At 70.4% G+C, this 19,308-nt stretch carries 19 protein-coding genes and 2 tRNA genes; 9 read left to right on the top strand and 12 right to left on the bottom strand.

All coding sequences use genetic code 11. From position 1 onward, the window contains the following. Positions 1–40: 40 nt before the first annotated feature. The 4 genes from KNO15_RS01355 to KNO15_RS01340 all read right to left on the bottom strand — a co-directional run bounded on the left by KNO15_RS01355 (position 41) and on the right by KNO15_RS01340 (position 2,665). Positions 41–739 carry an ATP-dependent Clp protease proteolytic subunit gene (locus KNO15_RS01355; protein ID WP_241701553.1) on the bottom strand — a complete coding sequence of 233 codons (699 nt, stop codon included), beginning with the start codon at positions 737–739 and terminating at the stop codon, positions 41–43. 28 nt (positions 740–767) lie between these two features. Further along, a complete protein-coding gene (locus KNO15_RS01350; RefSeq protein WP_241701552.1) occupies positions 768–1,361 on the bottom strand; it encodes an ATP-dependent Clp protease proteolytic subunit in 594 nt (197 codons plus the stop codon). Between the two features lie 124 nt (positions 1,362–1,485). Further along, positions 1,486–1,974: a tetratricopeptide repeat protein gene (locus KNO15_RS01345; protein WP_241701551.1), complete on the bottom strand. Its 489-nt coding sequence runs from the start codon at positions 1,972–1,974 to the stop codon at positions 1,486–1,488. An 85-nt stretch (positions 1,975–2,059) separates the two neighbouring features. Continuing rightward, on the bottom strand, positions 2,060–2,665 hold the full coding sequence (locus tag KNO15_RS01340; protein WP_241701550.1) for a TetR/AcrR family transcriptional regulator: 606 nt from the start codon (positions 2,663–2,665) through the stop codon (positions 2,060–2,062). Between the two features lie 114 nt (positions 2,666–2,779). Between KNO15_RS01340 and KNO15_RS01335 the strand changes: the two genes are divergently transcribed. After that, positions 2,780–3,586, top strand: a complete 807-nt coding sequence (locus KNO15_RS01335; RefSeq protein WP_241701549.1) for an SDR family NAD(P)-dependent oxidoreductase — start codon at positions 2,780–2,782, stop codon at positions 3,584–3,586. Between the two features lie 77 nt (positions 3,587–3,663). Here KNO15_RS01335 and tig read toward each other — a convergent pair whose 3' ends face one another. Both tig and KNO15_RS01325 read right to left on the bottom strand, forming a co-directional pair. Then, on the bottom strand, positions 3,664–5,058 hold the full coding sequence (gene tig / locus KNO15_RS01330) for a trigger factor (protein WP_241701548.1): 1,395 nt from the start codon (positions 5,056–5,058) through the stop codon (positions 3,664–3,666). A 59-nt stretch (positions 5,059–5,117) separates the two neighbouring features. After that, positions 5,118–5,192: transfer RNA gene (locus tag KNO15_RS01325), tRNA-Pro, on the bottom strand. A gap of 99 nt (positions 5,193–5,291) precedes the next feature. Between KNO15_RS01325 and KNO15_RS01320 the strand changes: the two genes are divergently transcribed. Both KNO15_RS01320 and KNO15_RS01315 read left to right on the top strand, forming a co-directional pair. Then, a tRNA-Gly gene (locus KNO15_RS01320) sits at positions 5,292–5,365 on the top strand. 96 nt (positions 5,366–5,461) lie between these two features. Next, entirely contained in the window at positions 5,462–6,232 is a 771-nt protein-coding gene (locus KNO15_RS01315; RefSeq protein WP_241701547.1) for a PASTA domain-containing protein, read from the top strand. Between the two features lie 21 nt (positions 6,233–6,253). Here KNO15_RS01315 and KNO15_RS01310 read toward each other — a convergent pair whose 3' ends face one another. Together KNO15_RS01310 and KNO15_RS01305 are read right to left on the bottom strand one after the other, a co-directional pair. Further along, the gene (locus tag KNO15_RS01310) at positions 6,254–6,910 is read right to left on the bottom strand and encodes a response regulator transcription factor (protein WP_241701546.1); all 657 of its coding nucleotides are present in this window, start codon (positions 6,908–6,910) and stop codon (positions 6,254–6,256) included. 47 nt (positions 6,911–6,957) lie between these two features. Beyond that, positions 6,958–8,379, bottom strand: coding sequence for a sensor histidine kinase (locus tag KNO15_RS01305; RefSeq protein WP_241701545.1), 1,422 nt, complete (start codon positions 8,377–8,379; stop codon positions 6,958–6,960). 167 nt (positions 8,380–8,546) lie between these two features. On the opposite strand from KNO15_RS01305, the gene KNO15_RS01300 reads away from it, so the two are divergent. Continuing rightward, complete coding sequence (locus tag KNO15_RS01300; protein WP_241701544.1) at positions 8,547–9,029, top strand: Dps family protein; 483 nt, start codon at positions 8,547–8,549, stop codon at positions 9,027–9,029. Positions 9,030–9,106: 77 nt separating this feature from the next. Here KNO15_RS01300 and KNO15_RS01295 read toward each other — a convergent pair whose 3' ends face one another. From KNO15_RS01295 to KNO15_RS01280, 4 genes are read right to left on the bottom strand one after another with little or no spacing between them, the layout of a single operon-like run. Next, positions 9,107–10,552, bottom strand: coding sequence for an amidohydrolase (locus tag KNO15_RS01295; RefSeq protein WP_241701543.1), 1,446 nt, complete (start codon positions 10,550–10,552; stop codon positions 9,107–9,109). Next, positions 10,549–11,187 (bottom strand): FMN-binding negative transcriptional regulator, encoded by a 639-nt coding sequence (locus KNO15_RS01290; protein ID WP_241701542.1) that lies wholly within the window; start codon positions 11,185–11,187, stop codon positions 10,549–10,551. Before KNO15_RS01290 ends, KNO15_RS01295 begins: the two co-directional genes overlap by 4 nt. A 10-nt stretch (positions 11,188–11,197) precedes the next feature. After that, entirely contained in the window at positions 11,198–12,190 is a 993-nt protein-coding gene (locus KNO15_RS01285) for an Fpg/Nei family DNA glycosylase (RefSeq protein WP_241701541.1), read from the bottom strand. After that, entirely contained in the window at positions 12,190–12,678 is a 489-nt protein-coding gene (locus KNO15_RS01280; protein ID WP_241701540.1) for a ribose-5-phosphate isomerase, read from the bottom strand. Before KNO15_RS01280 ends, KNO15_RS01285 begins: the two co-directional genes overlap by 1 nt. A gap of 114 nt (positions 12,679–12,792) precedes the next feature. Between KNO15_RS01280 and pepN the strand changes: the two genes are divergently transcribed. The 5 genes from pepN to KNO15_RS01255 all read left to right on the top strand — a co-directional run bounded on the left by pepN (position 12,793) and on the right by KNO15_RS01255 (position 19,281). After that, positions 12,793–15,336, top strand: a complete 2,544-nt coding sequence (pepN, locus tag KNO15_RS01275; protein WP_241701538.1) for an aminopeptidase N — start codon at positions 12,793–12,795, stop codon at positions 15,334–15,336. A gap of 141 nt (positions 15,337–15,477) precedes the next feature. Further along, complete coding sequence (locus KNO15_RS01270) at positions 15,478–16,389, top strand: ABC transporter ATP-binding protein (protein ID WP_241701537.1); 912 nt, start codon at positions 15,478–15,480, stop codon at positions 16,387–16,389. Continuing rightward, positions 16,386–17,246, top strand: coding sequence for an ABC transporter permease subunit (locus KNO15_RS01265; protein WP_241701535.1), 861 nt, complete (start codon positions 16,386–16,388; stop codon positions 17,244–17,246). Before KNO15_RS01270 ends, KNO15_RS01265 begins: the two co-directional genes overlap by 4 nt. Continuing rightward, positions 17,243–18,595 (top strand): sensor histidine kinase, encoded by a 1,353-nt coding sequence (locus KNO15_RS01260; RefSeq protein ID WP_441328145.1) that lies wholly within the window; start codon positions 17,243–17,245, stop codon positions 18,593–18,595. Before KNO15_RS01265 ends, KNO15_RS01260 begins: the two co-directional genes overlap by 4 nt. Further along, complete coding sequence (locus KNO15_RS01255; protein WP_241701532.1) at positions 18,592–19,281, top strand: response regulator; 690 nt, start codon at positions 18,592–18,594, stop codon at positions 19,279–19,281. The genes KNO15_RS01260 and KNO15_RS01255 overlap by 4 nt, the downstream gene beginning before the upstream one ends. Positions 19,282–19,308 lie beyond the last annotated feature (27 nt).

Raw genomic sequence — 19,308 nt, 5'->3', positions numbered from 1 at the left:
GGATCATCCCGAGGATCATCCCGACCGGTCGATCGGAGTGCTACTTGACGAGCGCGGGGAGCGTCTTCCTGCTGGTGAGCACCTGGTCGATCAGACCGTACTCGAGCGCCTCCTCTGCGGAGAGGATCTTGTCGCGGTCGATGTCCTTGTTGACCTGCTCGACCGAGCGGTTGGAGTGCCGCGCCAGCGTCTCCTCCAGCCAGCTGCGCATGCGCATGATCTCGTTGGCCTGGATCTCGATGTCGGACGCCTGCCCCTGTCCGGCCTCGCCGACGGCGGGCTGGTGGATCAGGATGCGGGCGTTCGGCAGCGCCAGACGCTTGCCCGGCGTGCCGGCGGCGGTCAGCACGGCGGCCGCCGAGGCTGCCTGGCCGAGGACGACCGTCTGGATCTGCGGGCGGATGTACTGCATCGTGTCGTAGATCGCCGTCATCGCGGTGAACGAGCCACCGGGCGAGTTGATGTACATGACGATGTCGCGGTCCGGGTCCTGGCTCTCGAGCACGAGGAGCTGGGCCATGATGTCGTCGGCCGACGCGTCGTCCACCTGCACGCCGAGGAAGATGATGCGGTCCTCGAAGAGCTTGGCGTACGGGTCCTGGCGCTTGTAGCCGTAGGCGGTGCGCTCTTCGAAGCTGGGCAGGATGTAGCGGGAGCCCGGCGCCTGCACGCCGCCGAAGGCCTGACCGCCGAGGCTGGAGCCGCCGAGGCCGGAGCCGCCGAGCATGGGGGTGTTCATAGTGATGTCCTTATCCTTCCGGCGGTTCCTACTTGGTCTCCTGGTCGGTGCCGCCGCCGCCCGAGACGTCCAGCGCGGACTCCCGGATGTGGTCGACGAAGCCGTAGTCCAGGGCCTCCTGGGCGGTGAACCAGCGGTCGCGGTCACCGTCGGCGTTGATCTGCTCGACCGACTTGCCGGTCGCGGCCGCGGTGATCTCGGCGAGGCGCTTCTTCATGTCGAGGATGAGCTGGGCCTGCGTCTGGATGTCGCTCGCCGTGCCGCCGAAGCCGCCGTGCGGCTGGTGCAGCAGCACTCGGGCGTTCGGCGTGATGTACCGCTTGCCCTTGGTGCCGGCCGTGAGGAGCAGCTGCCCCATCGAGGCCGCCATGCCGATGCCGACGGTGACGATGTCGTTCGGCACGAACTGCATCGTGTCGTAGATCGCCATGCCCGCGGTGATCGAACCGCCGGGCGAGTTGATGTAGAGGTAGATGTCACGCTTGGGGTCTTCTGCGGCCAGGAGCAGCAGCTTCGCGGCGATCTCGTTGGCGTTCTCGTCGCGCACCTCGGAACCGAGCCAGATGATGCGGTCCTTCAGCAGTCTGTCGAAAACATTGGGCTGGATACCCATGTCGGCCATGTTCGCTCCGTTTCCTTTGTCGCTTGGCATCGAATCTATCGGAGGGCGGAGCGCAATTCCGCGCTGTTCGCCCTGGGCAGAGTGGGTGTCGCGCGCGCCGGGCGCCGGCTGCCGGCGGGCGTCTTCAGTGGTCGTCGTCGAGGGCGGCGGCGTAGGCCTCGACGGAGCGACGGTACTGCGGGAGGTGCGGAGCGAGCGCGTCGAGGGCCTCCCGCAGCGCGTCGGCGTGGAGTCCGCCGTCGAACAGCGCGAGCGCTGCGAACGCCCGTGCCGCGTCGGCCAGGGGGTGACCGGGCTCGGCGAGCAGGAAGTCGCGCAGCAGCGCGAGCGATTCGTCCGCACGGTCGAGGTTGCGCAGGGTGCTCGCCAGCTGCACGATCGCCTGGCCCCGTTCCGGCTCGGCGAGGCCGTTGGCGAGCGCCGCACGGTAGAGCGGCTCGGCCTCCGCCTCACGACCGGCGAAGTCCCGGGATCCGGCCGACTCGAAGAGGGCGATGGGGTCGTCGGCAGTGCGCTCGGCGACGAGCGCGTCGATCGCGTCCACCGTGCCCTGCTCCCCCAGCTCCTCCGCCTCGGCCCACACCGCGTCCACCCGCTGCCGCCAGTCGTCCATCGTGACTCCTCCCTCGCCCCGTCCGTAGAAGGGCGCAACACGCCGTTCCCCATCGTGCCAGAGCGGTCGCGCCCCCGGGCTGCGGCTAGGCGCCGTCGGCGCCCACCGCCGCGAGGTGGAGGGCGACGATCGCCCGGGCGTCCTCGTCCAGGTCGGTCGTCCAGATCGACCCCTGCTTGTGGATGCGCAGCGAGGTCAGGCCGTGCAGGGCCACCCACAACCGGGTGGCCTGGATCGCCGCAGCGGCGCCTGCGCCCGGGTCGCCGTGGAGCGCTGCGGCGACGGCATCGATCATGTCCCAGCCGGGTCGCTCGTCGTGGTCGTCGAGGCCCAGGCGGTCCGCGCTCTCGAAGATCAACTGGTAGGCGCCCGGATGAGCGACGCCCCATTCCGCGTAGCGAACCGCGTACTCCTCCAGCCGCTCGCGGAGCGGGAGGGACGGGTCGTCGAGCCGGGGAAGGTCGGCCCGGAGCGCGTCCAGCTGCGCCACGACGACCGCACGGATCAGGTCCTGCTGGGAGGCGAAGTGCAGGTAGACCGCGGCAGGAGACACCGAGCACGCCCGGGCCACGGCCCGGAGCGAGGGCGCCGCGAGCGCCTGAGGCGCGAGGAGCAGGTCACTCGCCGCGGCGACGAGCTGCTCCCGCAGCCGATCGCCGTCTCCCCGCGCGTTCGCCTCTCGTTTGGTCACGGCGTCTCCCTCCCAGACGAACTGGACAAATCGGTGTACAGGTGTAAAGCTACATCAGTGAACACCCGTTCATCCACTTTCTGACGCGCCCCACGGCGCTCCCTTGGAGGAATCATGTCCCCTGTCGACTACCGCCGTGGAGTCGCCCTGATCACCGGGGCGAGCTCCGGGCTCGGCGAGGAGTTCGCCCGCCGGCTCGCCGCCCGCGGAGCCGACCTCGCGCTGGTCGCGCGGCGTGCGGACCGACTGGACGCTCTGGCCGGCCGGCTCCGCGCCGAGCACGGCGTCGCCGTCACCACCATCCCGCTCGACCTCACCGCAGCCGACGCCGCAGCCACCCTCCGCGCGGAGACCGATCGGCTCGGCCTCGACGTCCACACGCTCGTCAACAACGCCGGGTTCGCGACCCACGGGCGCTTCGAGGTCTCCGACCCCGATCGCATCCGCAGTGAGGTCGCCCTCAACGTCGCGACGCTCGTCGCGCTCTCCCGCGCCTACATCCCGGACCTGGTCCGCAACGGCGACGGCGCCCTCGTCAACGTCGCCAGCACGGCCGCTTACCAGCCAGTGCCGTCGATGGCGGTCTACAGCGCGACGAAGGCCTTCGTGCTCAGCTTCACGGAGGCGCTCTGGCACGAGACGCGTGCGAGCGGGCTCCGCGTCCTCGCCCTCTCGCCCGGAGCCACGCGCACCGAGTTCTTCGACGTGGTCGGCTCCGAGAACGCCCGCGTCGGCCGCTTGCAGACCGCGCAGCAGGTCGTGGACCTCGCGCTCACGACCATCGACCGCCGGAACGCCCCGCCGAGCGTCATCTCGGGAACGGGCAACAGGGTGAGCGCGGCGCTCTCGCGGCTGCTCAGCCGGAGACTGCTCGTCAACACGACCGGGCGGGTGATGGCGGCGGCCGAGGCGCGCGCGTAGCGCGCGACGGGTCACGGAACGGCGAAGAGCCGGGCACCTCGCGGTGCCCGGCTCATCGGCATGAGTGTCGGTGAGGACTACTCGGCGTCGGCGGCCTTCTTCTTGGCGGCACGCTTCTTCGGCTTCTCCTCGGCGGCCGGCTCCTCGGCGGGAGTCTCGGCGGCCTCGTCCGCAGCGTCCTCGTCCGCGGCGTCCTCCGGGAGGGCGACGAACTCGGTGAGGTCGACCTTCTTGCCGTCGGTGTCGACGACCTCGGTCTTGCCGAGGATGACCGCGAGCGCCTTGTTGCGGGCGACCTCGCCGACCATCGACGGGATCTGGCCGTTCTCGCTGAGGATCTTGACGAACTCGTTCGGGTCCATGCCATACTGGGCGGCGCCCTGCACGAGGTACTGGGTGAGCTCGTCCTGGCTGACCTTGATGTTCTCGGCCTGCGCGACCTCGTCGAGGAGGATCTGCGTGCGGAAGGTCTTCTCGCTCGACTCGGTCACCTCTGCGCGGTGCGTGTCGTCGTCGAGACGGTTCTCCTGCTCGAGGTGACGGTGCACCTCGTCCTCGACCAGCTGCGCCGGGACCGGGATCTCGACGAGCTCGAGCAGCTTGTCGACCAGCTGGTCGCGAGCGGCGGTGCCCTGACCGAACACCTTCGCGCGCTCGACCTGAGTGCGCAGGCTGGTGCGGAGCTCGCCGATGGTGTCGAACTCGCTGGCGATCTGCGCGAAGTCGTCGTCGGCCTCCGGGAGCTCGCGCTCCTTGACGGCGTTGAGCGTGACGGTGATCTGCGCGTTCTCGCCCTCGTGGTCGCCGCCCATGAGCGGGGCCTCGAAGGTGGTCGTCTCGCCCGCGGTCAGCGTGTCGAGCGCCTCGTCGATGCCGTCGATCAGCTCGCCGGAGCCCAGCTCGTACGAGATGTTCGCGGCCGTGTCGACCTCCTCGTCGCCGATGGTGGCGACCAGGTCGATCTGCGCGAAGTCACCGGTCTTGGCGGGACGCTCGACGGTCACCAGCGTGCCGAAGCGGCTGCGCAGGCGGTCGAGCTCCTCCTCGACGTCGTCGACGGAGACCTCGGCCGCGTCGACGGTGAGGGTGAGGTCGCTGAAGTCGGGGAGGGTGATCTCCGGGCGCGTGTCGACCTCGATGGTCAGCAGCAGGTCGCCCGAGAAGTCCTTCTCGTTCGGCCACTCGGTGATGTCGGCCTCCGGGCGGCCGAGGGGACGCACGTCGTTCTCCTCCACCGCCTGGCGGTAGAAGGTGTCGAGGCCCTCGTTGACCGCGTGCTCGAGCACGGCGGCCTTGCCGACCCGCTGGTCGATGATGGGCGGCGGCACCTTGCCCTTGCGGAAACCGGGGATGGTCACCTGCTCGGCGATGTGCTCGTAAGCGTGCTTGATGGAAGGCTGCAGCTCCTCCGGCGTCACCGAGATGGTGAGCTTGGTGCGGGTGGGGCTGAGCTTCTCGACCGTGGTCTTCACGATGTCTGGGTTCTCCTGATGTTCGAACGATGGTCTACTCGCAAGGAACGAGGTCCTCGTCGGGGCGACAGGATTCGAACCTGCGACCTCCCGCTCCCAAAGCGGGCGCTCTAGCCAAGCTGAGCTACGCCCCGGCTTCAGCGGTGCGAAAGACCGTGCGCAAGTCTACTGCACGCGAGCAGTCGCCCGCGTGTACTACGATGGTCGTCGGCCGTCGCGCAAGGGCGGCCTTCGGGGATGTAGCTCAATGGTAGAGCCTCAGTCTTCCAAACTGATTACGCGGGTTCGATTCCCGTCATCCCCTCCATTCCCGCCCGGGCCTCCGGCGCCGCCTGACCCCCATATTGGGTGAGGCATTCTCATCTTTGGCCACGCTAGCCTTCCCCCGTCGAGGGGAAATGCGATGGCGCGCGCGAGAAGACGAGTGAACGGGCTGGCGACCGGAGCCCTGGCGCTCCTGCTGGCGGTGGGTGGACTGACAGCGTGCTCGGCAGGCGACCCGCCCGCGGTCGAGAGCACCTCGGTCGCCCCGGCTGCCGTGGCGAGCGATTCCCCGACCGCCACGCCCACTCCCACGCCAACACCGTCGCCGGTCGTGACGACCGACCACGTCGGCGAGACCTCCGACCAAGCGACGGCCGAACTCACGCAACAGGGGCTGCTGCTGTCGTTCGCGGACGCCGCGGGTCACGCCATCTCGAGCCAGCAGGGGTGGTCCGTCGTCGGGCAGAACCCGCCGGCCGGGTCCTCCGTGCCCCCCGGGTCGTGGGTCCAACTCGTTCTCAGTCCACCGATCGTCACCGCCAACCACGTCGGCGAGTCCTCCGACCAGGCGATCGCCGAACTCACGCAACAGGGCCTGCTGCTGTCGTTCGCGGACCCTTCGGGTCAGGCCATTCCGAGCCAGCAGGGGTGGTCCGTGGTCGGGCAGAATCCGCCCGCGGGGACGTCCGTGCGCAGCGGATCGTGGGTGCAGCTGATCCTCAAGCCACCCGCTCCGCCCGCGCCTCCGGCGCCACCGGCCGGCTCGAGCTCCGGCTCCGGCTCAGGCTCCGAACAGGCCGTCCCGCCGGGTGGCCCGACGGCGAAGTGCAATGACGGAACGCTCTCCTACTCGGCCCACCACCAGGGCACCTGCTCGCACCACGGCGGCGTCGCCGTCTGGTACAAGTGACCCGACGAGGGCTCGCTCAGCTCAGCGCTGCAGATACGCCAGCACCGCCAGCACCCGCCGGTGGTCATCCCCCGAATCCTCCAGTCCCAGCTTCTGGAAGATCGCCGTCACGTTCTTCTCGACCGCTCCCACGCCGATGACCAGCTGTGCTGCGATCGCCGCGTTCGTTCGGCCCTCCGCCATCAGCCCCAGCACGTCGCGCTCCCTCGGCGTCAACGACTCCAGAGGGTCCGTCCGCCGCACCAGCAGTTCGCGCACGACCTCGGGGTCGAGCACCGTGCCGCCCGCCGCGATGCGCGTCACCGCGTCGCGCAGCTCGTCGAGGGAGGCGACGCGGTCCTTGAGCAGGTAGCCGGTGCCTCCTCGGCCGCTCGCCAGCAGCTCCTGGGCGTAGGTGCCCTCCACGTACTGGCTGAGCAGCAGCACGCCGACACTGGAGAACGACGATCTCAGCTCCAGCGCGGCGCGGACACCTTCGTCGCGGAAGGTCGGGGGCATCCGCACGTCGAGGATCGCGACGTCGGGCTGCAGTGTCGGGAGGGCGGCGAGCAGCGACACGGCGTCGCCGAACGCACCGACGGTCTCGAAGCCGGCCTCGTCCAGGAGACGCACCAGGCCTTCGCGCAGCAGGACGGAGTCGTCGGCGACGACGAGACGGAGCGGGGTGGCGGCAGGCACGCCACCACCCTAGGACAGCACTGAGCCGTCCAGCGCCGCCGCGCAACTCAGCCGAGAGGCAGCCGCGCCCCGATCCGGGTCGGGCCGCCCACCGGGCTGTCGACCGTCAGCTCGCCGCGCAGGCCGTGCACCCGTTCGGTCAGACCGCTCAGCCCGTGCCCGGTGACGACCGTCGCGCCGCCGTTGCCGTTGTCCGTCAGCCAGACCGAGAGCCACTGGCGGCCCGCCTCGTCGACCGACCGGTCGAGGACCAGCCGCGCCGCGGTCGCTCCGGAGTGCTTCGCCAGGTTCGCCGACAGCTCGGCCAGCACGTAGTACGCGTTGCGCTCCACCTCCGGGCTGAACCGCTCCGCCGGCTGCACGGACGACTCCACGACCGTCGGGATGGTGCTCCGCGCGGCCAGCGACTCCACGGCCGCCAGCAAGCCGCGGTCCTGCAGGATCGGGGGCGCGAACCCGCGGGAGAGCGCCCGCAGCTCCTCGAGCGTGTCGCCGGCCTGCTTGCGGGCCTCCGCGAGCAGCGAGGCGGCGGCCTCCGGGTCGTGCGCGAGCTTGCGCTCGGCCGAGGCGATGTCCATCTGCAGGCGGATCAGACGCTGCTGCGGACCGTCGTGGAGGTCACGCTCGAGGCGCCGAAGCGACTGGTCCTCGGCCGCCACCGCGGCGCCGCGCTGCGCCGACAGGTCGGCGACCTCCCGCTGCAGGGCCTCCGACCGCCAGGCGCCGAGCAGCCCGTGCGCGATCGCGTGATGCAGCAGTGTGAGGCCGCGCGTCACGAACGGCAGCGTCACGGCGAAGATGACGCCGAAGATCAGATAGAGCACGCGGTCGCCGGCGACCGGGTCGAACGTCGAGTGGATGCCGAAAATCGAATCCGCCAGGACTCGGGAGAGGAAGAAGTCCCGGTTGCCGCTCGGGATGAAGCCGAGCCAGATCCAGCCCGTCAGTCCGCCCAGCGCGCCGGCAGTCCAGGTGATGGTGATGCTCCAGCTGATGACGCTGACGATCGGGTTGATGATCATTCCGTGCAGGAGGTACAGCCAGTAGTGGCCGTTCGCCCACGGGCCGAAGAGCATCCGCCAGAACGTCCGCGGGCGGTCGGCCGCCTCCCACACTGGCCGCGGGACGGGAGCCGACCCGGCCCAGTCGAGGCGAGTCAGCTCGACCGTTCCGAAGGCGCGGGCCACATAGAAGGCCGCGACCACGATGAAGAAGCCGACGTAGATGACCACGGTGCCGATGCCCGTCCAGAAGAGCGACGCGAGCACCGACAACCCGATGATCGCGATCGGCATCGTCAGGACGAGGAAGCCGAGCTCCCGGGGGACGCGCCGCCAGAGCGACCCGTAGGTCGTGTGTTCTGCGGTGGCCGGAGAGGTGGTGGAGGCGGTCACAGTGTCCAGACTGGCAGACCCGCGGGCCGCCTCGGCGCTTCCTGTCGGCATGGCCGCAGTGATCGAATCGTTCATGCCTCCAGCCTCCCGCGCGCCCGCACGGCGCCCCATCCCGTCCGCCGCCGGATCCGTCCGGGGGTTAACCCCCACCAAGGGTCGCCTTCGTTAGCGCAGCCTCAGCTTCATTGCGGAATTCCGGGGGCGCAGTAGCGTTGTGGTCAGGCAGAAGAAAGGACGCCACCATGACGGACATCGCTGCAAGCCAGAGCGTTTCGAACCCCGACGTCGCCGCAGGGGTTGCACAGTTCCTGACCCCCGTGGTCATCGACCTCACCGCCCTCGTCGTGAACGGCAAGCAGGCGCACTGGCACGTGCGCGGCGCCAACTTCATCGGCGTGCACGAGCTGCTCGACACGATCGTCGACCACGCTCAGGAGTGGGCCGACCTCGCCGCGGAGCGCATCGTCGCCCTCGGCCTCCCGGTCGACGCGCGCCTCGGCACCGTCGCAGCCAAGACCACCACCGAGGAGCTCACCGCCGGCTTCCGGCCCTCGAACGAGACGATCACCGAGGTCATCGCTCAGATCGACGCCGCGCTCGCGAGCGTCAACACCGCGGTCGCGGAGCTGGACGAGCTCGACCAGACCAGCCAAGACGTCGCCATCGAGATCGCCCGCGGTCTCGACAAAGACCGCTGGTTCCTGTTCGCGCACATCAGCGAGTAGGTACCGCACCCACGCGAGGGGCACGTCGTTGTCCCCTTCGGACGCCGAAGGGGACGACAACGTGCCCCTCGCCGTGTTCAGAGGGCGAAGTGGGTGAAGCGGCCCGCGAGCAGCGTCGCGGAGACGGGCATCGCGCGCAACTCGTCCGGCGTCGCCCGGGAGGGGTCGCGCTCGATGATCGCGAGGTCGGCGGGTTCGTTCACGGCGACGCGGGACCGTGTGGAGGCGCCGAGCGCGGCAGACACCGGGATCCGCTGCTCGGGATGCCACGGCTCGCGACCATCGCGCGTGCGGCCCACCGCTGACGCGATCGCCGCCCACGGATCGAGTGGCGCGACGGGTGCGTCGGAGCCGAACGCCAGCCGGGCGCCCGATGCCAGGAGATCGGCGAGCGGGAACGCGTCGGCGGTGCGGCCGGCCCAGAGCCGGTCGGCGACGTCGCGGTCGTCCATGGCGTGCTCGGGCTGAACGCTCGCCGCCACACCGAGTTCGGCGAACCGCGGGACGTCATCGGGGTCGATCAGTTGCGCGTGCTCGATGCGGCCTCCCGCGCCCAGGGCCGCGAACGCGTCGAGCGCTCGACGGTTGGCCTCGTCGCCGATGGCGTGCACGGCCGGCTCGATGCCGTTGCCCACGGCGAAGCGCAGGTCGGCCAGGAGCTCGGCAGGTGTCAGGTTGGCGACGCCGTGGCCTCCGTCCGGGTACGGCTGCCGGCAGAGTGCGGTGCGCGTGTTCAGCGAGCCGTCCGAGATCACCTTGAACGGCCCCATGGTGAGGAGGCCGAGCGTCCCGTCGACCTCGTCGCCCGTGCGCAGGCCGAGCGCGACGGCGTCCTCCAGCCGGTCGCGATAGACGCCGAACTCGACGCGGAGCGCGAGGGCACCCGCCGCGATCCGGCGCGTCCACGTCTCCAGGCCCCAGCCGTACTCGAGCTCGACGATGCCGACAACGCCGCGCTCGGCCGCGCCGTGCGCGGCGTCCGCCGCCCAGCGGTCGAGCGTCGTCGCGTCGGTCGGTGCGAGCGAGCTGGTGAGCGCGAAGCTCGCGTCCTCGCGCAGGAGGGCGCCCGCCGTGCCCGGCGCGAAGCGGGCCATCGCGGCGGAGTTCAGCCACGAGCAGTGCAGGTCACCGGCGATGAGCACCACCGGTCGGTCGCCGGCCGCGGCGTCGAGCAGCTCGCGGGTCGGGAGGTCGGGCCACAAGGCATCGTGGAATCCGAATCCGACGAGGACGTCGGCGCCCGGATCCGCCACCGCACGCGAGCGGACCAGGGCGGCGCAGTCCTCAGCCGACTCCGCCCGCGACACGTCCAGGCGCCGCGCCGTCTGCGCCCACTGCGTGAAGTGGACGTGCTGGTCCCAGAGTCCCGGGATGAGCCACCGGCCGTCGACCGGGACGCGCTCCATGCCCCGTTCGCCCGGGGATCCGGCCGGGCGCACTGACGCGATCACACCGTCGCCGACCGTCACGTCGACCAAGGAGTCCGCCCCGGGGAGACGGGCTCCGGCCAGGACGAAGCTCATCGCGCCGCGCGGCGGCGATCGTGCACGAGTTGCATCTCGCGCAGCAGAGCGGGGCTGGCGTACGGCGAGTCGCCACCCAGCTCGGTCATGATCGAGTCGACGATGTGGTCGGGCCGGTTCTGGCTCATCTTCTGCTTGGCGACGATCTTCGTGGGCGTCAGGCGGAGACCCACCGTGCCAGACGAGATGCGTTCGGCGTAGCGTTCGTCCTCGAGTGTGCCGCGCATCTGCCGCGGGTTCGGCAGCTCGCGTTCGAAGTGATCGACGAGCTTCTCGAGCACCTGGAGGTTCTCGTCGGCGCCGAGGATCTCGGGAACGCCCGAGAGATGGACGGCCACGAAGTTCCAGGTGGGCACGGCCGGGTCGGCGTCGTACCACGACGACGAGATGTAGCCGTGCGGTCCCTGGAGGATGACCAGCAGCTCGTGCTCCCCCAGCTCGTGCAGCTGCTCATCGGGTCGGCCGACGTGGCTGACGATGCTGAGCTCTTCGCGGGTGTCGTCGAGGATCACCGGGTAGTGCGATGCGACCAGCCCCGTCGACGCGTTGCTGACGAAGGTGCCCCACGGGTTCTCGCGGATGATCCGCTCGATCTCGGCCCGCTCGCCCAGGGCGAAGCTCGGGTTCTGACGCATCGGTGCCCTCCTACGCTTGATCTTTCGGGCACCAGTAGAGCTTGCGCCCGCCCAGTTCCTCCAGGAGGATGTGCGTGCCGCAGACCCGGCACGGCAGCCCTTCGCGCTTGTAGACCCAGTGCCGGTCCTCCCGCTTGGCCATGGCCTTGCGGTACGACTCCTCATCCAGGTCGTCCATGGTCATCATCTGCCCGGTCTCGACGCCGATCTGCAGCAGATGCACCCAGTCGCGCCAGAGCGCGCGCACGGTCTCCTCGGGGACGAGCTTGCCCGGCGTGTGGGGGTTCTGCCGGGCACGGAACAGCAGTTCGGCGCGGTAGACGTTGCCGATTCCGCTGACCACGCTCTGGTCCATCAGCAGCAGGGCGATCGCGGTCGGCTTCTTGCGCACCTTCGCGACGAAGGCCTCCTCGGCCTCCGGACCGTCGTCGACCTGGGGGTCGGGACCGAGCTTGGCGATCACCGCGTCGACCTCTGCCGGGTCGAGCACCTCGCACGCCGTCGGCCCGCGGAGGTCGGCGACGGCCGTGTCGCTGAGCAGACGCACGCGCACCTGACCGACGGGCTCCGGCGGGAAGGCGTCGATGTCGGCCTCCACCTTCTCGGACTCCGACATGCGCAGCCGGGTGCGCCGAGGAGCGCCGATGGAGTGCAGGGAGTTCTCGCCCGCCTCGTCCAGAATCGCGCGCGGCGGAATGGCGGTGCCCGTCTGGTTCGTCTGCCCCATCCGCCCGTTGGCGCTGGCGATGGTGGGATCGATGCTGATGTCGCCTGCGAAGTCCCAGGCGCCGTAGATGCCGAGGTGGACGCGCAGCCAGAGGTCGTTGTCGAACTCGAGGAACATCTGCTTGCCGACGGCCTTCGACGCCACCATCGTGTGCCCGTCGATGCGCGACGCGTCGGCGGCGAACCGGCCCTGCGGTGAGGAGACGGCGATGCGGTGACCCACGAAGTTGACGGCGAACTGCTTCGCGATGCGGTGGACGGAGTGGCCCTCGGGCATCAGCGGTCCACGTTCTTGCCCGCGATGTCGCCGGTCGCCTCGAACTCGGCGAGCTGCGCGATGCGACGCACGTGGCGCTCCTCCAGCGAGAACGGCTCGGCGATGAAGACGTCGATGAACCGCGTCGCCTCTTCGACGGTGTGCTGACGCGCCCCGATCGAGATGACGTTGGCGTCGTTGTGCTGGCGCGCCAGCTGCGCTGTGCTCTCGTTCCAGACCAGCGCCGCCCGGACGCCGAGCACCTTGTTCGCTGCGATCTGCTCGCCGTTGCCCGATCCGCCGAAGACGACGCCCAGCGACTCCACGCCGGCCTGCTGATCGCGCACGACCGCCTTGGCCGCATTGATGCAGAACGCCGGGTAGTCGTCGATCGGGTCGTACTCGGTCGGACCGTGGTCGACGACCTCGTGGCCGGCCTGCGACAGGTGCTGCTGGAGGTGCGTGCTGAACTCGAGACCGGCGTGATCGGTGGCGATGTGGATGCGCATGCTCACAGTCTAGGGAAGGCCTCCGACGCCGCCGGCGCAGCAGCTGCGCGACCTCACTAAGGTGGATCGGGTGGACACGATCCACAGCCCATCCGCTTTTCCAAGGAGACAGCGTTGCCCGGAGAAAACCTCACCCGCATCGAAGCCCAGGAGCGCGCGTCGCTCGTCCGCACCCACAGCTACGACGTGGCCCTCGACCTGACCACGGGTCCGGAGACCTTCCGCAGCATCACGACGGTGCGGTTCTCCGCGACGCCGGGAGCCTCCACCTTCATCGACGCCATCACACGCACTGTCCACTCCGTCGTGCTGAACGGCGTCGAGCTGGACCCGGCCGTCGTCGCCGACGGGGTGCGGATCCAGCTGGACGGGCTGCAGGCCGAGAACGAGCTGACGGTCGACGCCGACGCGATCTACACCAACACCGGTGAGGGCCTGCACCGCTTCGTCGACCCGGTCGACGGCGAGGTCTACCTCTACTCGCAGTTCGAGGTGCCGGACTCGCGGCGCATGTTCGCCGTGTTCGAGCAGCCCGACCTGAAGGCACAGTTCAGCTTCACGGTCACGGCTCCCGCACACTGGGCGGTCGTGAGCAACTCCCCCACGCCGGAGCCGGTGGCGGCGGGCGAGGGCGCGAAGACCTGGTCGTTCGCGCCCACCCCGGTCATCTCCTCCTACATCACCGCCCTGGTCGCCGGCCCGTACGAGTCCGTGCACAGCGAGCTGACCAGCCGCGACGGCCGCACCATCCCGCTCGGCGTGTACGCCCGCAAAAGCCTCGCCGGCTTCCTCGACGCCGACTACATCTTCGAGAAGACCCGGGAGGGCTTCGCCTTCTACGAGGAGAAGTTCGACTACGCGTACCCGTTCGAGAAGTACGACCAGCTGTTCGTGCCGGAGTTCAACGCCGGTGCGATGGAGAACGCCGGGGCCGTGACCTTCACGGAGACCTACGTCTTCCGCTCCAAGGTGACCGACGCGATCAAGGAGCGCCGCGTCGTCACGATCCTGCACGAGCTCGCGCACATGTGGTTCGGCGACCTGGTCACCATGAAGTGGTGGAACGACCTGTGGCTGAACGAGTCGTTCGCCGAGTACGCCTCCACCCTCGCCACCGCAGAGGCCACCGAGTGGACAGAGGCCTGGACGACCTTCGCCGCGATGGAGAAGAGCTGGGCGTACAAGCAGGACCAGCTGCCCTCCACGCACCCGATCGTCGCGACGATCAACGACCTCGAGGACGTGCAGGTCAACTTCGACGGCATCACCTACGCGAAGGGCGCCTCGGTGCTCAAGCAGCTGGTGGCGTGGGTCGGCCAGGACGACTTCCTCGCCGGCGTCGCGCAGTACTTCAAGAAGCACGAGCACGGCAACACCGAGCTGACCGACCTGCTGGTCGAGCTGGAGGCCACCAGCGGCCGCGACCTGACCGAATGGTCGAAGAAGTGGCTCGAGACCGCCGGCGTCAACACGCTCCGCCCGGAGATCGCGGTGGACGCCGACGGCACGATCACCGCGTTCGCGATCCTGCAGTCGGCTGCGGCCGACTACCCGACGATCCGTCCGCACCGTCTCGCGGTGGGCTTCTACGACCTGGTCGACGGCCGGCTCGTGCGCACCTCCCGCGTCGAGCTCGACGTCGACGGCGACCGCACGGAGGTCGCCGAGCTCGTCGGCCGCAAGCGCCCGTCGCTGGTGCTCCTCAACGACGACGACCTCGCCTACGCGAAGATCCGCCTCGACGAGGAGTCGCACCGCGTCGCCCTGGAGCACCTCTCGTCGATCGAGAGCCCGCTCGCCCGCTCGCTGGTCTGGGGCGCGGTGTGGGATGCCACGCGCGACGCGGAGTCCAGCGCGAGCGACTACGTGCGCCTGGTGCTCGGCAACATCGCCTCCGAGACCGAGTCCACGACGCTGCGCACCACGCTCAACCAGCTCGTGCTCGCGGCGGGAAGCTACGTCGCCCCGGAGCGCCAGAAGCAGACGAGCGAGGAGGCCGCCTCCGCTCTGTGGGAGCTCGCGCAGCAGGCCGAGGCCGGCAGCGACGCGCAGTTCCAGTTCGTCAAGTTCTTCGCCGCCCTGGCCTCCACGCCGGAGCAGCTCGCCACCGTGGCGCAGTTGCGCGACGGTTCGCTGACCCTGGACGGCCTCACCGTGGACACCGACCTCGGCTGGGAGCTGCTCGTCGCCCTGGTCGCGGGCGGGGCGGCGGGGAACGCCGAGGTGGACGCCGCGCTCGCCGCCGACAACACCGCCAACGGCGCCCAGTTCGCGGCACAGGCCCGCGCGTCCATCCCGACGCTCGCGGGCAAGCAGGCGGCGTGGGACTCGGTCTTCGACTCGGACACCCTGCCGAACACGATCGTGCGCTTCACGGGCCTCGGCTTCCAGCGCGCGGCGGACCGCGACGTGCTCGCCGCGTTCGTCGAGCCGTACTTCGCGGCGCTGCAGGGCATCTGGACCTCCCGCAGCTATAAGATCGCGGAGTACCTGGTCGCCGGGATGTACCCGGCCCCGCTCGCGAACGCCGCGCTGCGCGACGCGACGCGGGCGTGGCTCGACGCCAACCCCGAGCCGGCCGCGCTCCGCAGGCTCGTGGTCGAGAACCTGGCCGGCGTCGAGCGCGCGCTGGCGGCGCAGGCGCGCGACGCGGCCTGATCCGCACCGCACCGACCGGACGGGGGTCGCGGCTCGCTTCGAGCCGCGGCCCCTGTTCGCACCGCCGGGCCACGCAGCCCGCCCGCAGGTGGTACCCGGGTTCGATGACGCGGGCCCCCTCGCGGCCCTAGTCTCGGTCTCATGATCCAACTCGACAACCTCACCAAGACGTTCGGCAGCAAAACCGCTGTCGACGGGATCTCGGCGACGATCCAGCCGGGCAAAGTCACCGGCTTCCTCGGCCCCAACGGCGCGGGCAAGTCCACCACCATGCGCATGATCATGGGCCTCGACCGGCCGACCCGCGGCAGCGCGACCATCAACGGCAAGCGGTACGCCGAACTGCGCTCGCCGCTCGGGGAGGTGGGTGCGCTGCTGGACGCGAAGGCGGTGCACACCGGTCGAACCGCGTACAACCACCTGCTGGCGATGGCGGCCACCCACGGCATCTCCAAGCGCCGGGTGCACGAGGTCATCGCCCTGACCGGACTGGAGACCGTGGCCGCCAAGCGCGTCGGCGGCTTCTCGCTCGGCATGGGCCAGCGGCTCGGCATCGCCGCAGCCATGCTCGGCGACCCGGCCACGCTGATCCTCGACGAGCCGGTCAACGGCCTCGACCCGGAGGGCGTGCTCTGGGTTCGCCAGTTCGCCCGGCACCTCGCCGGCCAGGGCCGCACCGTCTTCCTCTCCTCGCACCTGATGAGCGAGATGGCCCAGACCGCCGACCACATCATCGTGCTCGGCCGCGGACGCATCCTCGCCGACGCCCCCGTCGAGCAGATCCTCGCGGGCGCCACCCGCAGCGCCGTCCGCGTGCGCACCCCCGAGGTCGAGCGACTGGTCAACGCGATCAACTCGCCCGACATCACGGTCACCGGCGTCGAGGCACAGCTCCTCGAGATCAGCGGCATCAGCGCAGCCCAGATCGGCGACGCCGCAGCCGCAGCGGGCATCGCCCTCCACGAGCTCACCCCGCTCAGCGCCTCCCTCGAAGAGGCCTACCTCGAACTCACCCAAGACGAAGTCGAATACCACTCGGAGGTCGCCCGATGAGCGCCGCAACCGCCACCACGACCACCGCACCGCACCAGCACTCGGAGATCGGCCGGCTGAGCTTCCCGCGCGTGCTGCGCTCGGAGTGGATCAAGCTGCGCTCGCTGCGATCCACGTTCTGGACGCTGATCAGCGTCGTCGTGCTCGTCGTCGGCTTCGCCGCCCTGCTGGGCTTCTCCATCCCCTCGGCGACCACCCTCGCGTCCGAGTCCGGCCCGCGCGCCGCCGGGCTCGACCTGAACAGCATCGTCGCCACGGCGGCCACGTTCGGCCTGCGGTTCGCCCAGCTGGTGGTCGCGGTCCTCGGCGTCCTCGCGATCAGCGGCGAGTTCTCCACCGGGATGATCCGCTCGTCGTTCGCCGCCGTCCCGCACCGCTTCCCCGTGCTCGCGGCCAAGGCGATCGTGCTCTTCGCCGTCTCCTTCGTCATCGGTCTGGTGAGCCTCGCGGCCTCCTGGTCGATCGCGATCGGAGTGATGAGCGGCAAGGGCTACCACCGCGAGCTGTTCGAGGCGTCGACCCTCTGGTCGATCCTCGGAGGCGCCGTCTACCTCGGTCTCGTCGCGGTGTTCGCGCTCGGGCTGGGAACCATCATCAAGGCGAGCGCCGGCGGAATCTCCGCGGTCGTCGGCGTGCTCTTCCTCCTCCCGATCCTGGTCCAGGTCGCGGTCGGTCTGCTCCCGAAGGTCACCTGGCTGGCCGACTGGTCGCACTACTTGCTGAGCAACAACGGCGACGGCATGGCCGGGCTCGCGAACGGCACGCTGGAGCCCTGGCAGAACGCCCTCACCGTGGTGATCTGGGCGGCCGTCTCGTTCATCGTGGGAGCCATCCTGCTGCAGCGACGGGACGCGTGACGCCGCAGGTGCCCGCTCCCGACGCCGCCCCGGCCGACCTCGAGCTTCCGAGGCCGCCCGGGGCGGTGCGGCGTTTCTTCGGCGCGCATCCACTTCTGGTGGATTCGCTCGTCGTCGGCGTCTACCTCGTTCCTGCCCTCGCGGAGGGACTCTTCCACCTGGTCACCGCGCCGAGCTGGACCACGGCGCTCGCGCTCCTCCTCGCGGTGATCGCCGGAGCCGCGCTCTTCGCGCGCCGACGCCACCCCCGCGCGGTCTTCGCCACCGCGCTCGCCGTGCTCGTGCTGAGCGTGTTCGTCGGCCGCAACGTCGACTTCGTGCCCACCGTCTTCGCCCTCTATGCCCTCGCGGTCTACTGGTCGGCGCGCTCGGCCTGGATCGCCTACGGTGTCACGGCGGTGGCGACGATCGGCGTGCTCGGGATCACCGAGATCGTCGTCTCCGTGCACAACTTCGCGCCCCTGTCGACCGAGGCCGTCCCCTCGGGGTTCGCCGCCCTCTCGTTCTGCACCGTGGCCGTGCTCGTCGGCACCAACGTCGGCAACCGACGCCGCTACCTCCACGCCCTCATCGACCGTGCGCGCCAGCTGGCCCGCGAGCGCGACCAGCAGGCGGAGATCGCGACGGCCGCGGAGCGCAGCCGCGTCGCCCGCGAGATGCACGACATCGTCTCGCACAGCCTGACGGTCATGATCGCGCTCGCCGACGGGTCGGCCGGCCTCGTCACCAGTGCGCCGGAGCGCTCCGCCGAGACGATGCGGCTCGTCGCTGAGACCGGCCGCGGGGCACTCGGCGACATGCGCCGGCTGCTCGGAGTGCTGCGGGCGGGCGACGAGGAGGCCGCGCACGCACCACAGCCGGGTCTCGGCGAGCTCGGCGAGCTGGTCGAGCGCTTCCGTGCCGCCGGCCTCCCGGTGCGGATCACCGTCTCGGGGCCGCCACCGGCCGACGTGGGCCAGCAGCTCACCGTGTTCCGCGTGGTGCAGGAGGCTCTCACCAACGCCCTCCGGCACGCGGCACTGGCCACCGCCGTCACCGTGACGATCGAGTTCGGCGACGCGCGCATCCGCATCGTGGTGGAGGACGACGCGACCGTGCACACCGGATCGGTCCACGGTTCGGGCAGCGGTCTCCTCGGTCTGCGCGAGCGCGTCGCCCTGTACGGCGGAACGCTCGAGACCGGGCCGCGCCGCGGCGGCGGCTGGCGGCTCGTCGCCGATTTCCCGACGGTCGCCGGCGCGGCACCGGAAGCGGATTCCGCGTCCACGTCGCCTTCCGCGTCCGCACGCCCAGAATCAGGCTCGGGCAACGTCCCGACACCAGACCCCGCGCCCAGGAGGCCCGAATGACCGACCCCCACTCCGTTCCCGACCGCCCGCTGCGCATCCTCCTCGTCGACGACCAGGCCCTCGTGCGCCTCGGCTTCCGGATGGTGCTCGAGGCCGAGCCCGACCTCCAGGTCGTCGGGGAGGCCGCCGACGGGGCGGAGGCGATCCGGCTCGCGGTCGAGACCCGGCCCGATGTGATCCTCATGGACGTGCGCATGCCGACCCTCGACGGCATCGAGGCGACCAGGCGGATCGTCGCGGCCAACCCGGCGGCGCGGATCATCATCCTCACCACCTTCGACCTCGACGAGTACGCCTTCGGCGGCCTGCGGGCCGGCGCGAGCGGCTTCCTGCTCAAGGACGCCCGGCCGTCCGAGCTGACCGCCGCGATCCGAGCCGTCGCGACCGGGGACGCCGCCGTCAGCGGCCGGGTCACCCGGGCGATGCTCGAGCTCTTCGCCGACCGGCTCCCCGCCTCCGGCGGAACGCCGGCGGGCGCCGACCCTGCTGCCGCCCTGACTCCGCGTGAGCGCGAGATCCTCCTGGCGATGGCCGACGGGCTCACGAACGGCGAGATCGGGGCCAAGTTCTTCCTCACCGAGTCGACCGTGAAGACCCACGTCGGCCGCGTCCTCTCGAAGCTCCAGCTGCGCGACCGCGTGCACGCGGTGATCTTCGCCTACGACAACGGACTGGTCGAGCGTTGACCCACCGACCAGGTCCAGGGGATGCCA

This window comes from Leifsonia shinshuensis (assembly GCF_022606355.1).
GTDB lineage: Bacteria > Actinomycetota > Actinomycetes > Actinomycetales > Microbacteriaceae > Leifsonia > Leifsonia shinshuensis_B.
This window is presented reverse-complemented; position numbering and strand designations above follow the sequence as displayed.

Coding starts and splice junctions, on each gene's coding strand:
- KNO15_RS01355 (WP_241701553.1), bottom strand. CDS start 739: ATGAACACCCCCATGCTCGGCGGCTCCGGCCTCGGCGGCTCCAGCCTC.
- KNO15_RS01350 (WP_241701552.1), bottom strand. CDS start 1,361: ATGGCCGACATGGGTATCCAGCCCAATGTTTTCGACAGACTGCTGAAG.
- KNO15_RS01345 (WP_241701551.1), bottom strand. CDS start 1,974: ATGGACGACTGGCGGCAGCGGGTGGACGCGGTGTGGGCCGAGGCGGAG.
- KNO15_RS01335 (WP_241701549.1), top strand. CDS start 2,780: ATGTCCCCTGTCGACTACCGCCGTGGAGTCGCCCTGATCACCGGGGCG.
- KNO15_RS01315 (WP_241701547.1), top strand. CDS start 5,462: ATGGCGCGCGCGAGAAGACGAGTGAACGGGCTGGCGACCGGAGCCCTG.
- KNO15_RS01305 (WP_241701545.1), bottom strand. CDS start 8,379: ATGAACGATTCGATCACTGCGGCCATGCCGACAGGAAGCGCCGAGGCG.
- KNO15_RS01300 (WP_241701544.1), top strand. CDS start 8,547: ATGACGGACATCGCTGCAAGCCAGAGCGTTTCGAACCCCGACGTCGCC.
- KNO15_RS01295 (WP_241701543.1), bottom strand. CDS start 10,552: ATGAGCTTCGTCCTGGCCGGAGCCCGTCTCCCCGGGGCGGACTCCTTG.
- KNO15_RS01290 (WP_241701542.1), bottom strand. CDS start 11,187: ATGCGTCAGAACCCGAGCTTCGCCCTGGGCGAGCGGGCCGAGATCGAG.
- KNO15_RS01285 (WP_241701541.1), bottom strand. CDS start 12,190: ATGCCCGAGGGCCACTCCGTCCACCGCATCGCGAAGCAGTTCGCCGTC.
- KNO15_RS01280 (WP_241701540.1), bottom strand. CDS start 12,678: ATGCGCATCCACATCGCCACCGATCACGCCGGTCTCGAGTTCAGCACG.
- KNO15_RS01270 (WP_241701537.1), top strand. CDS start 15,478: ATGATCCAACTCGACAACCTCACCAAGACGTTCGGCAGCAAAACCGCT.
- KNO15_RS01265 (WP_241701535.1), top strand. CDS start 16,386: ATGAGCGCCGCAACCGCCACCACGACCACCGCACCGCACCAGCACTCG.
- KNO15_RS01255 (WP_241701532.1), top strand. CDS start 18,592: ATGACCGACCCCCACTCCGTTCCCGACCGCCCGCTGCGCATCCTCCTC.